Source organism: Actinomyces sp. MRS3W (genome assembly GCF_032465695.1).
In the GTDB taxonomy this organism is placed as follows: Bacteria; Actinomycetota; Actinomycetes; order Actinomycetales; family Actinomycetaceae; genus Actinomyces.
In genome coordinates, this window is record NZ_JAWDJJ010000335.1 from 1 (window position 1) to 10,677 (window position 10,677).

Genomic DNA, 10,677 nt, shown 5'->3' on the forward strand with positions numbered 1-10,677 from the left:
GTACAACCCCACCGTGGGCGAGTCACGGGCGACGATTGTGGGCATGGACACCTGGATCTGGGCCACCGGCGACACCCCCTCCCAAGCCACCGTCACCGCCACAGCCGGACCCGTAACCGCCACCATCACCGCCACAGCCAACGGCCTGAACCTGGACCCCACCGACGGCGAAGCGGACTGCACCGGCTTCGGCATCCCCTGGAATGAACAAAACGACCGGACGGGCACCGACTGCGTCATCGTCTTCAACCGCTCCTCCGCCCACCTGGAAGACTCGGTCACCCCAGTCGACATCAGCGTCGCCTACACCGCGAGCTACACCGCCACCGACGGCGCCACCGGCAACCTCGGCACCCACACCACACAGACAACCACCAACATCCCCGTCGCCGAAATCCAAACCCTCAACACAAAACCAACCCACCAACCATGAGTTGGACCGTAGGCAAACAGTTGTCGAGCCAATGCGCAACCCGACTTCACGGAGGTAGATAGAACATGGTTGCCAACCCCAAACGCGAGGCACTCGAGCGCTTGAGCATGCACACGTCTGACAAGAACTCCGAATTAGGGTTCGCCACGAACTCACCCTTCTCGTCGCTGCCGTGGACGCAGTCACCGGGACAGAAATACAGTTCTGCGGTTAATGCCGACGATACGTGGACTGGCCCGTTGGCGAACACCTCGGCGGAGGATACGAAGACCGACGTCGACTCCGTAGATGCAGCCTTCAGCGGTATGCTCGAAGCGATCAACAATGCGAAGTACGCGCTCCCTAAAGACGTCGATGAGGACGATCCGGCGGCCGACTGGCCAAACGACCCAGGATAAGAGGGAGTACCGGGAAGAACGACAAAGAGGGAGGTACTGACATGGCTGTAATCTATATGAATCCCGACAAATTAAATACCGCAATTCAGGACCTGCGAGATTTTGCGGACGACTGCACGGCCGCCATGACCAGCATAGATAACAAGTGCGCAGAAGAGCACGATCCCATGGATCTCGCTGAGTTCCGCACGAAGGCCAATGACGCTATCGACGGAGTCAATGGTAGGGCTGACGACCTGGAGAAGGCTAAGGATGCGATCATTGCCGTCAATGAGTCCGGCGTGGGCAGTATGACCGCCAATGGTGGCATCAGCTGCGAGGTTCCCGACGACACCACCATCGACACGATCGACGATCTGACCGCGTGGTCGCAGGCCACCATTGACGCCCATGATCTGCAAACAATTCTGGGCGGCAGGCTGGGATCGAAGTCCAACGGCCGCACCTACGACCAGGTCATTGAGTCTATACGGGAGCACTCGGGTGACCCTGCCTATGCGGCTGCGCTGATCAACGCCATCGGCCCGGAGAACCTCACCAGCCTCCCGTTGGAGGTGGCCGAGTACTACACCGTCAGCGACGACATGGGCACGCACGACTTGAAGCGAGAGGCCGGCACCGAGCTGGCCGAGCTGCTCGGTACGCTACTGGCTTCCGCGTCAACCACCTGGGACAAAGAGACCTGCGAGTCCATGGCGACGACGATCAAGGAGTCCGTCGATGACAAGGGCGAGTGGGGACGCATCACCGTCCTGAACGCCATGCTCGGCGGACACGACGCCGACGGTGACTATGTCAACGATCTTGAGTTCAACAGCGTCTTCCTCACCGCCCTGGCGAACAGTCTCGATGACCTCGACTGGAACACCATCAAGTCCACTGCCAAGAGCGCCACAACAAACACCGACAGCGACATCGCCCGCTACGACAAGAAGAACCTCGGCCCTTACCTGGACAACCAGTCCTTCGATCCCCTGGCCGGTGTGCTGGATGCCATGGGCAACAACCCCCAGGCCGCCTTGGACTACCTGGCCAAGGCGTCTGAAAGCGGCGACGGTGCGGACATGGCGCTGTTGGAAGAACTGTCCAAACGTGACTGGGACGAGCAGGGATTCGCTGGTTTTACCGCCGCAGTTGCCGCCGCCTCCAGTCAGCGTGCCTCGGATAACCAGGGCATACGCGACCGCGCCGATGACCTGGCCGGACACGCCATCCACTATCTGGCCACCAACACCAATGAGGATATCTATAACGACGATGCCAAGGCCCGCGTCGCCCTGCTCCTGGCCAACTGCCCGGCGGAAGTCACGCGCGCATGGACCGGCAGTTCTGTCCTCATAGACCCGAGTACAGGGCAACGTTTCCCAGCGGCTGAAGCCGAGGACATCAACGCACTTGGCTACCGGGTAGCGGACTCCTCCGACGCGACCGCCACCATCGCTGCCCAACTCGGGCAATACGCCCATGACCGAGCACAGCAGAGCACGGCCAGCCATGCCGACGACCCCGACACTCAAATCAATGACATCAACAACGCATATGAGAGGGCGACTCAGGCAGCGGGGTATCTTGCGGGGCTTGCGGACAAGAAGGCGGGGGATATCAACTCCGCCGCCCAAGAGTCCGCGGATGCGCGCAGCGAGGCAGCCAAAACGGCAATCAGCGTAATCAGCACGGTCGCCGGTGCGGGATTCGGCGTGGTCGGCGGCCCTCCAGCAATCGTAGCCGGGGCGTCCACTGGATACTCAGTGGCTTGCACGCTGCTGGCGCCCGTGGTGGAGTACGACGCCGCCCAGGTCGAATCCGCCGCCCCGAGCGGAATGGACTTAGGGCTCAGGGCGGCCGCTATCCAGGACGCGGCGAATGCAGGTCTGCTGGATCCGGAGGACTACACGATCACCGGGGACAGTGAGAAGACCTACACCTGGATCGTCCCGGACCCTGACCGCGCCAACTCCGACGGTTCCCCCGTCTACACTATCGACCTCTCGGCCGCCGACGACCCCGACAATGCAGCAGAAGAAGTAGACGCGTGGGCAGATATGATACAGGAACAAATTGGTGACTACACATTTAAGGAAATTCTCGACGACTTCAACGGCAGTTATGCGTCCGGCTATCAGTCCGGGAGTAGTTATGGTGGCTAACTCGCACGTACCGGTTGATTACCGTCGGTTCGGGCGTGGTCTTCGTCTTGGTACAGCCATAGTCGTGCTGCTTGTCGGGACGGGGATGTCGGGGTGCGCGCCCAACACTAACGCAGTGGCGGGAACCCCGGGGGCAGTGACTTCCGCTGATGTGGCTGGCGTGGTGTCTTCTGGCGCGCGGGCGGCACAGGCGCTGACGGAAGCGGCCCGCGCCACCAGCACCAGCGGCGTCGGTGTGAGTGAACTGGTTCAGGCTGCTAGCTCCTACGCCTCCGATCCGGTGTGGGCCAACGACTTCATCACCACCCTGGGAGCCGGCAGGATCGCCGCCCTGCCCCTGGCGGAAGCCGTTCCCAACGGGCAACAACTCGCTAACTTGTTGGGCTGGACCCTGGCCACCGCATCCACCATCTGGGACGAAGAGACCTGTAACTCCATGGCCACGACCCTCGCCGGATCCGTGACCGACAAGGGCCATTGGGGGCGCATCACCGCTCTCAACGCTATACTCACGGCCCCCACCACAGCCACGGATTTCGGCGCTGAAACAGCCGACACTGGCAGCGCCGAGGAGGCCGACGGCGTAAGTACTGCGGATGCTGGTGGCGGGTTTGCTCAGGGGTTCCTGACCGCCCTGGCCGACGCGCTGGCGGGAATAGACCCCAGCATGATCAGCCGCTACCGGGGGTACGCCAACACCAGCTACCCCGACCTGACCAGCTTCGGCAGACAGGCCATCGGCAGCACTCTGACCGGTTACTCCTTCGACCCCCTGGCCGGCGCGCTCGAGGCGATCGCCGCCGATCCGCGCACCGCCCTGGACTACCTCACCGAAACCCCAGCCAGCACCAACCAGCCGCGCTTCCAGCAGCTGTCCCAGCGCCAGTGGGACCAGGCGGGCCTGGCCGCCTACACCACCGCCATCGCCGCCGCCACAAGCCAGCGCACCAGCACCGATGCCAGCACCCGCCACCAGGCTGACCAGCTCACCGGCCAAGCCATCGACTACCTGGCCACCAACACCACCGAGGACCAGTACACCACCACCACCGAGACAGCCATCGCCAGCCTCCTGGCCAACAGCCCCGCCGAAACCACCTGCGCCTGGAACCAGACGAGCCCCTACAAGTCCTGGAACACGCCAACCTGCGACCAGGACAACAACTGGTTCGGACACCCACTGACCGACCACGAACCCATCGACTCCGCCCCCATCACCACCCTGGCCTGGCGCATCATCGACACCCCCGGCAGCACCAGCACTATCGCCACCGCCCTGGCCGAACACGCACACACCCAAGCCCAAACCAACCTCACCAACACAGGCACAGACGCGGATCGTCGGGTCAATGCGATCAACACTCCCTATCTGCAAGCCAACTACGCCATCGGCTACCTCGCCGGACTCACCAACAACAAAAACAACACCAACACCTACGAACACGCCCTCACCACCAACGGCGCCATAGACACCATTCAAGTATCCGCAATGGCTATCCAGGATGCGGCGAATGCGGGCCTGCTGGACCCCGAGGACTACACCATCACCGGGGACAGCAGCAAGACCTACACCTGGATCATCACCAAGCCCGACGGCACCCACACCATCGACCTGACACAAGCAGACGACCCCACCATGGCCCCGAGCGAGCTGGGAGCATGGGTGGAAATGGTTGAATCAGGCCCCGGCGACTACGTCTTTGAAGACATCACCAACGACTTCGGCAACAGTTACCTGCACGGCTACCGGTCCGGGAGCGCTTATGACGGCTGACAGGCGGACACCGGCTTACTGTCGCCGGCTCGAACACGCCCGCCGCCTCAGCCTCCACACCGCCACCGCCGCCTGAATCGTTCCGTGTATTCGCCCCCTCCATCAAACCCGGAACGATTCGAAACCCTCGTGTCCACACAATAGGGGCAAGCCCCCAGAACCCTTCGTCATGCCAGCATCACTGCTCATCGCACACCCTCCTCAAGGTGTCGCGAAGACCCTACCCATGCGGTCTTGATCCTCAGCCCCCAACCGGACACGAACGCTGAAGCAAATCAGCGCCGGAGCGGGATCACAAACTCTCGGGGCTGCGCAGCCAGTCGGCGTCGGCGGGACGCAACCGCGAGTACCCGTCGTCTCGGGCGCGCGCGGTGGCGAGAATCCCCATGACGGTGGACGGGTTGTGCAACCGCCCGCGCATGATTGCCTCCACCGCGTGGTCCAAGCGCACCCAGGTGGGCACGAATTCGGCTTCCTCGGCCTCACGGGGGACCCGCGCATCCTCCGGCAGCAGCCTCACCTCACGCGCCAGAAAGGAGCGGGCCCCCTCCGTGGTGAATCCGGGTGAGGCGTAGACATCAACCAGCACATCCCACCGCTCGGCCACGTAGTCGGTCTCCTCGGCGAGCTCGCGCCGTGCAGCATCCAGCGGAGACTCCCCCGGCATGTCCAGCAGGCCGGCCGGGATCTCCCACAGCATGGCGCGCACCGGATGGCGGTACTGGCGCACCATGAGAATCTCCGCGGCTGCATCCGGCTGGGAGGAGTCCGAGCCCTCGCGCATTGCCACAATGTTGACGGCGTCATGGTGGGCCACCGTCTGACGGCGGATGGGCTCGCTGCCATCAGCGAGTACCACCATGTCGTCATCGACCGTGAAGATGGGCCCCGACCAGATGCGCTCGTGGCTGATCACCTGCCGTGTGAGGTCGCAGGCGTCTCGGATATTGCTCTCACTCACTGTTTCTCCTCCCACTTCCGCCGTGGTTAGCTTGAGCGATTCTAATTCCGGCTGCCGTTCTCATCCTGGGAAGAGCACGGCGTCCAGTTGTGCGAATAAGGCGGCGTCATCCGGCAGGAGGGCCGCCGCGTCCCGGGCTCGCCGCCGGGCCTCTTCGCGGGCGTCGGTATCGGTGAGCAGCCGCGTCATCGCGTCGGCCAGCGCCTGCGGGCTGGGGTCGACCAGCACCGCGCCCCCGTGGGCGGTCACTGCGGTGCCGCCGACATCCGTGGCCACGATGGCGGCGCCCGCGCGCAGAGCCTCCTGAATGGTGATCGGCTGTCCCTCCCACAGGCTCGTCTGGACGACGACGTCGGCGGCATCCATGAGCGCGGGCACATCCTCCCGTCGCCCCAGCAGGCTGACCGGGAGCAATTCCGCGTTGATCCGCGCCTCGACCTGTGCACGCCCCGGCCCCTCCCCGGCGATCGCCCACACCAGCTCCGTGCGCGCATCCGGGCTACCCGGGCCGGGGTGTGCCAGCAGCGCCGCCGTGTCCAGGAGCAGGTCGAGTCCCTTCTGCGGCGCCAGGCGGGCGACGGTGAGAACCCGTGCCCGCGCCCCCTTCCAGGCCGACTCGATGGAAGAGGCGCGCGGGGCCAGCCCCTGCTCGGCGCGCGGCAGCGCCGGTATGACGGCTAACTCGACGTGCGCCGCCCCGCGCTCGCGCTGGCGTTGCGCCAGATCGGGGCTGACGGCCAGGATGTGGTCGGCGCGGGCGGCAACCAGGTCCTCCAGTCTGTCTCCGACGGCCGTGGTCACGCGTCCACCAACGGGCAGGTTGTGGAGGGTGACCACCAGCCGGGTGCGGCCGGAGCGGCGTCGTCCCAGGGCGAGCGCAGCCAGAGCACCCGCACGCAAACCGTGAGCGTGGACGACATCAGCGCGCCGCCCGAGCCGACGCAGGCGAGCCAGCGCCCCCATATCCGCGGGTGTGGGTCGCGGCCCGATCTCCAGTACCTCCACCCGTGCCCGCCCGAAGTCGGACTCGCCGACGACGTCCGCCGGAGCCTCCACAATGACGTCATGGCCCGCTGCGGCCAGCAGCCGGGCGCAGGCAGCCACGTGGGCGCGCATGCCGCCGGCGGCACTGCCCGACACCTCCAACACGCGCCGTCGGTTCACGTTCATTCGGCCTCCCTCGATTGGGGCTCGTCTTGGGCATGGTCGACGGCGTCGGGGCGTGCATGTCCGCTATGGCGCACGGCGGCGAGCAGGCCCCGATCGCTGATCCCCACGGCTCCCAGGGTGATCGCCGCACTCACCACAGCCCCGACGAGGGCCACGGCCACCGTGCCGGCCACCTGACCCGGTTGGCGGCTCAGCCAGTTGCAGGCCAGCCCGGCCGCGGCCGCAACCGGAACCGTCACCGCCAGGATGCGCGCCGTCGGCGCCAGGACCCGCGCGCCCAGGCACCGGGCCAGCACCACCAGCAGGCCCACGCCCGCCACGCACATGCCAGCGGTGGTGCCCAGGGCCAGGCCTTCAAGGGTGGCAACGCCGTCCCCGCCGTGTGGCGCCAACAGCGCTACTGCCGCCCAGGATCCCAACGCCACCGTCAACCAGCCGACGGCAGCCGCTCCGGCCGCACCACGCGGCCGGTTCGCCGCGTACAGCGCCCGAGTGACCTGGTAGATGAGGGCATAGCCCACCAGCCCCGGAGCGAGCAGTACCAGGGAGGTCCCCATGCCGTCGACGTCGGCCAGGAGGGAGAAGAAACGCTCGGCCCCATGAGCCGCAGCCACGAGCATGCCCGCTCCGGCCACGGCGACGCCGGTCACGAGCGCGGTGGAGCGTGCGGTGAGTGCGTGCGCCCCGCCCGCATCGTTGCCGTCATGGTCGAAGGCGGCGGCGAGCCGGGGATAGATGACCGTGGCTACCGGGACGACAAGCACGGCGTAGGGCAGCAGGTAAACGGCCTGGGTGTACTGGTAGACGGCGACGGTGCCGGTCTGCCCGCCGGCGCGGGCAAGCGCCAGCACCGCCACCACGCTGATCTGCTGCGCCACCAGGGTCCATATGCCGGCGCTGCCCAGTCGCAGCGCCTTCGTCCAGGTCGCGCGCTCCAGGCGCAGGCACGGACGCAGCCGCAGGCGCAGGCGACGTACTGGCCACAGCAGCGGCAATGACAGTGCGGCGACGCCCGCCGTCGTGCCCCAGCCCAGTACGTACAGCGCCGTCGGGGAGGCCGTATCCGCCGTGGGGGTGAGCGCGCCGTAGACGGCGTAGGTGGCCATGACCACCAGGCTGGACAGGACGGGGGTCAGGGCCGGCCAGGTGAAGCAGCCGTGAGCCTGCAGCACGCCGGTGAGGACCACGCCGACGCCGTACAGGGGGATCTGCACCGCGAACATGCGCAGGAATGCCGCAACCAGGTCGCGCTGGATACTTGCGTCCACGCCCTGGGAAACGGGGAACAGGCCGGCAATGGGGTCGGCGCACAGGGCCATGATCAGGGCGAGCGGGGTCAACACGACCAGCACGAGAGCGAGCAGGGCGGAGGTGGTGCGGGAGACGTCGCCGGTACGACCGGCGCTGACGGGACCGGCGAGCAGCGGAACCACGGTGGCGGCCAGCGCACCGCCGACAACCACCTCGTACAGGACGTTGGGAATCTGATTCGCGGTGGCGTAGGCGCCGGCCACCGTCCCGGCACCGACGGTGGTGGCCTGCACAATCCAGCGCAGGAACCCCAGGGCACGAGAGACAAGGGTGAGGCCAGCCACACCCCCGACGGCGCCCAACAGCCCCCGGCGGTCGCCGGAGGGCGCGGTGGTGGTGGGGGCAGCGGGCACGGCGGTGGGCCCTGTCACCGGGCCCGACGCCCGAGGTTGTCGAGGGCGGACAGTAGCCGGTGACCGGCGATGACACGGGTGAAGGAGACCTTCTCGCTGGCCAGGACCAGCCCGGTTCCAACCGCGGCGGCGAGCGCCCGCAGCGCACCGCTGGGGTGGGTCGCCAGAGCAGTGCCCACCAGCGCGCCCAGCGCATTCGCGCCGGTGTCGCCGAGCATGGTGGTTTCCCCCAGGTCCTCGGGCAGGGCCGCGGCGGCGACGCCGAGGGCACCGGCGGCAAGCGCCCGGCTGCCGGCGGCGCGGCTGCGGCGATCGGCCAGCAGCGGCGTTGCCACCAGCGCTGCCGCCTTGAGGGCACGGCCGGGACGCAGGTCGAGCAGGTTGTGGACGTTGGCCCAGGAGGCAATGGCTACGGCGCGCGTGGCAGCGTCGACGACGGCGCCGGCAGCCCGGTCATGGCGTCGGGTTCCCGCGAGCAGTCCCCCAGCGACCAGGGCACCGGCCCCGATGACACCGATCTTGAGGGCGCCGGTGGTCAGGTTTCCGCGGCGCAGCGCCCCCAGGTGCCCTTTGAGACCTTTGGCGGGAGTGTCGCCGTCGTGGGCGCCGGCGTCCAGATCGTCAATCATTCCGGCCACCCCCGCCGCCGTGACCGCAGTGGCCGCGGCGATCGCTTCAACTGCGGGCCTCGGCGCGGCTGGTGGGTGGAGGGCGCGGCCCGCAGCGCTAGCGGCGGCAACGGCGCCGAGGGCAACACCCACCCCTCCACGCAGACTCACGGTACGGCCCCGGAAATTGACGCGTTCGAGCCGACGTGACGGCGCGCCCAGGCGCCCCAGAGCGGCGGAGCAGGCGGCGGTGACCACCAGTGCGAAACTGGCCGGGCCGCACCCGCTCGCCCTGCGGTCTGATGACGTCATGGCTGCATCACTCAGCTTGCGGCGGGAGGAATGATGGCGTCGGCACCGTCGTCAAAGCCGTAGTTGCCGCGGGTGCCCGCGGCGGTGGAGGCCAGGGCGAGGGGGACCGATACCGCGGCGGTGGCTTGGCCGACGGAGTCAATCGTGGTGACTGGGGCTCCGGCAGCGCGCAGCACGGTCACCAAGTCCGTGTCGGCATCGCCGGCGCCCACGACCACGGTTGTGGCCGCCGAGGCGACCCCGGTGAGCGCGGCAGTCCATGCGGCCGGGTCCTCCTGGGTGGTGGCTTCGGCGGTGGGTTCAGTGCCGCTTGTGGTGGCGGCGGTGCGCGGGCCGATGACGACGATCATGTCGGCGGGTCCGGATGGCTCAGCGTCAACGGTGACCAGAGGGGTATCCGAGGCAGTGAGCAGCTCCATGAGTGCCGTCGCATTCTCGCCCTCCGTGGTCAGCGCGGTGGCCAGTCCCTCACCGAGAATCGTGTTGCCGTCGGAGGAGGAGGTCTCCAGGTAACCGGTGAATTGACCGGAGTAGGTGGAGCGGAAGGATTCGCGGCCGACTTCGGTCCAGGCGGTGGTGAGATTGACACGACCGGTGACGGTGGCGCCTGCGACGTTCAGCTCGGTGGTGACGGCGTCAATGTCGGAACCGTCGGTGTCCGGCATCGCCACGATGACCACCCGCTTTCCGTCAAGGACACCGGCGAGCAGCGACTCACCGGCGGCGGTGATGTAATCGTCGCGGTCATTGACGGCCGCCTCGGTCTGTTCCAGGCGGCTTTGCAGGTCGTTACGGTCCGCCCGCAAGGAGGTGACCTGGTCGTTGAGGGCCGAACCGAGTGAGTTCTGTAAGGGCCCGGCCCCCAGCACGACGCCGACGGCGAGCGCGAGGAAGACGGAGATGAGCGAGACCAGGTGGTAGCGGAAATCGATCATGAAGGATCCTGTCCTTGCTCAGACGGAGGGTGTGTTCGGAGTCAGTCCCACCAGGGACCGGAAGAAGTTGACCAGATCGTCCCACATCGCGCCCGAGAGCCCGAGCAGTGTCTGTCCCCCGGGCGTGGAGGCGAGGGCGACGAACAGCGCGATCAGTCCTGCCAACGCCAGCAGAGCCAGCTGCCAGCCGGAGATGCGGGCCCGATACAGGCGGGAGACGCCCTTAGCGTCGATGAGGCGTCCCCCCACCTTGAGGCGGGTGAGGAAGGTGGAGG

At 67.0% G+C, this 10,677-nt stretch carries 9 protein-coding genes and 1 pseudogene; 4 read left to right on the forward strand and 6 right to left on the reverse strand.

Features of this window, described 5'->3' with window-relative positions:
• The 4 genes and pseudogenes from RWX45_RS12750 to RWX45_RS12765 all read left to right on the forward strand — a co-directional run.
• Positions 1-433, forward strand: a pseudogene (locus tag RWX45_RS12750) (hypothetical protein); the annotation flags it as partial.
• A 65-nt stretch (positions 434-498) separates the two neighbouring features.
• On the forward strand, positions 499-831 hold the full coding sequence (locus tag RWX45_RS12755) for a hypothetical protein (RefSeq protein ID WP_316024094.1): 333 nt from the start codon (positions 499-501) through the stop codon (positions 829-831).
• Between the two features lie 41 nt (positions 832-872).
• Positions 873-2,978, forward strand: coding sequence for a DUF6571 family protein (locus RWX45_RS12760; RefSeq protein ID WP_316024095.1), 2,106 nt, complete (start codon positions 873-875; stop codon positions 2,976-2,978).
• Positions 2,979-3,138: 160 nt separating this feature from the next.
• Positions 3,139-4,752 carry a DUF6571 family protein gene (locus tag RWX45_RS12765; RefSeq protein ID WP_316024096.1) on the forward strand — a complete coding sequence of 538 codons (1,614 nt, stop codon included), beginning with the start codon at positions 3,139-3,141 and terminating at the stop codon, positions 4,750-4,752.
• A gap of 292 nt (positions 4,753-5,044) precedes the next feature.
• Here RWX45_RS12765 and RWX45_RS12770 read toward each other — a convergent pair whose 3' ends face one another.
• From RWX45_RS12770 to RWX45_RS12795, 6 genes are all read right to left on the reverse strand, one after another.
• The gene (locus RWX45_RS12770) at positions 5,045-5,713 is read right to left on the reverse strand and encodes an NUDIX hydrolase (protein WP_316024097.1); all 669 of its coding nucleotides are present in this window, start codon (positions 5,711-5,713) and stop codon (positions 5,045-5,047) included.
• A 60-nt stretch (positions 5,714-5,773) separates the two neighbouring features.
• Positions 5,774-6,883 carry a glycosyltransferase family 4 protein gene (locus tag RWX45_RS12775; protein ID WP_316024098.1) on the reverse strand — a complete coding sequence of 370 codons (1,110 nt, stop codon included), beginning with the start codon at positions 6,881-6,883 and terminating at the stop codon, positions 5,774-5,776.
• Positions 6,880-8,565 (reverse strand): murein biosynthesis integral membrane protein MurJ, encoded by a 1,686-nt coding sequence (gene murJ, locus RWX45_RS12780; RefSeq protein ID WP_316024099.1) that lies wholly within the window; start codon positions 8,563-8,565, stop codon positions 6,880-6,882. The genes RWX45_RS12775 and murJ overlap by 4 nt, the downstream gene beginning before the upstream one ends.
• Complete coding sequence (locus RWX45_RS12785) at positions 8,562-9,467, reverse strand: hypothetical protein (RefSeq protein WP_316024100.1); 906 nt, start codon at positions 9,465-9,467, stop codon at positions 8,562-8,564. Before RWX45_RS12785 ends, murJ begins: the two co-directional genes overlap by 4 nt.
• Positions 9,468-9,478: 11 nt before the next feature.
• Complete coding sequence (locus tag RWX45_RS12790) at positions 9,479-10,402, reverse strand: copper transporter (RefSeq protein ID WP_316024101.1); 924 nt, start codon at positions 10,400-10,402, stop codon at positions 9,479-9,481.
• 18 nt (positions 10,403-10,420) lie between these two features.
• On the reverse strand, positions 10,421-10,677 hold a 257-nt coding region (locus RWX45_RS12795; RefSeq protein ID WP_316024102.1), incomplete at its 5' end, for a SteA domain-containing protein.